Raw genomic sequence first — 1,873 nt, forward strand, 5'->3', positions numbered from 1 at the left:
GTTTGTTCACAGCCTGAACCCAGTGAATAAAACATGACTGAAATTGGGCGGGATCGAGGCGGGAGATAATACGTGCTATCGTATCATGAACAGGCAACCCTGTTTGAAACAGCCCCTTTTGCTGAAGCCAATCGAGGCGCATTTTCCCGAAATCTTCAATATCTTCCCATCCTTCCGCCCCGGCGATAACAGCGCACATGGTCAGAAAAAGCACGTCAAACAAGGGGTAGCTGATTTTGGCCGATTGGCGAGGATCTTGTAATTTGCCGAAATACTGAGAAAAAGCGTCGATATTCATGGGGGCACTCCTGAAAAAAGGAGTATGAGATCATAAGTAGCTCCGTGGGTCAAACTGAACGATTTTGATTAAATAACGTTCGCGATCTCACCCTACCTTTCGTATGAGCTGTATTTTTTCACACCGTCAGGCACCATTAGTTATCGATCGTGAACAGCTGATCTTTTACACCGGGTATAACGGTTTCGATTACCACCACATTTTGGACAGGATACAGGATCTCCAACCAAAATAATGGAACGTCACATTAGTTTACCATATTAATTATTAGTTAACTATTAATTCCAGCTTATGACATCGGGCTATCATGGTGCCATAACTTGATTAAAGAAATCTCCCCTAAATCAAACTTTTTGAAATAAATTAAATCATTATGTTACTTAAACACCGATAAAATTCACACCAGTGACTGTTTTGAAGTGAGATTTACATATCTTTAAAATATCAATCTTGATATTTATTAAATCAACATATAAATTCTAATTAACCTTTGATCATAAAAGAGGCGATCATACTTTGCCTCATTTATCCCTAAACCGGGTGATCCAAATATTCTCCGGGGGTTGGAAGGTCATGAATGCTGGACATCTTTCAATCATGCCCGGACACCAAAAGATGATGTCATTGAGGAAAAACCATGAAAACCAGACTCCGCTTCTCTTGCACTATCGGCAACCTGGCACCCATGACTTTTGCGGTCGTCAATTTTACATTAGATGAAGCGCTTTCATCGTTATTTACCCTGTCGCTGACCCTGGCGGCACCGCGCTCCGATATTGATACGGATACCCTTCTGCTTCAAACCGCACTGTTCACCGTCACCCGTGACGATGTTTTACAACGTGAAGTGAACGGATTGATTGAAAGTGCGGTTATCGGGACCACAAACCGGCATCAAACGCTGTATCACCTGACCGTCAGGCCAGAAATGTGGCTGCTGACCCTCGATCAGGACAGCCGTATTTATCACCAGCTCAGTGTTCCCGACATTTTACACAGCATACTGAAACAGAAAAAACTCCAGGCCAATATACGTTTTAATGACCCTCACTCAGTGCGGGAATACACCACCATGAAAAGGGGATCCTCCTATGATTTCTTCACCCGCCTGACCGCGGAAGAGGGGATTTTCTTCTGGTTCGCCGATGATGGGCTCCATGTGAGCGACAGCCACTTACACATGAGGGCACCGGATACGCTGATTTACAACCCAGATGTCACCGACGCAACAGATGAAAATGTTATCTCCGGATGGTCTCTTGGCTCCCACATGCGCCCTGAATCCATCACCCAAAAAGACCGGAATTACCACAACCCCAATTATGCTTTGCAGCATAACGCCACCGATTATGAAGCAGAAAACAGCACGCCATTTCATATCTTCGAAAGTTACGGGCGTTTTCTGAAAAACAAAGAGGGCATTCCGTTTACTCAGTACCGGCTGGAAGCTTTGCGTGCTGACAGCAAATCAGGGCAAGCGGAGAGCAATTGTATTCGATTAATGCCGGGCAGGATCTTCAAATTAACCCACCACCCGATTGATACCATGAATGACCGCTGGCAGGTTGTCTCTTG

2 protein-coding genes are annotated in these 1,873 nt (G+C 44.7%); one reads left to right on the forward strand and one right to left on the reverse strand.

Annotated features, from left to right (window positions below; genetic code table 11):
• The coding region (locus ACGF7G_RS22170; protein WP_387468437.1) for an ISAs1 family transposase at nucleotides 1–298 on the reverse strand (298 nt) is incomplete at its 3' end.
• A 637-nt stretch (nucleotides 299–935) separates the two neighbouring features.
• Between ACGF7G_RS22170 and tssI the strand changes: the two genes are divergently transcribed.
• A partial coding sequence (gene tssI, locus ACGF7G_RS22175) for a type VI secretion system tip protein TssI/VgrG (RefSeq protein ID WP_387468438.1) occupies nucleotides 936–1,873 on the forward strand: 938 nt, incomplete at its 3' end.

It is taken from the genome of Photorhabdus sp. RM323S (assembly GCF_042879375.1).
In the GTDB taxonomy this organism is placed as follows: Bacteria; Pseudomonadota; Gammaproteobacteria; order Enterobacterales; family Enterobacteriaceae; genus Photorhabdus; species Photorhabdus tasmaniensis.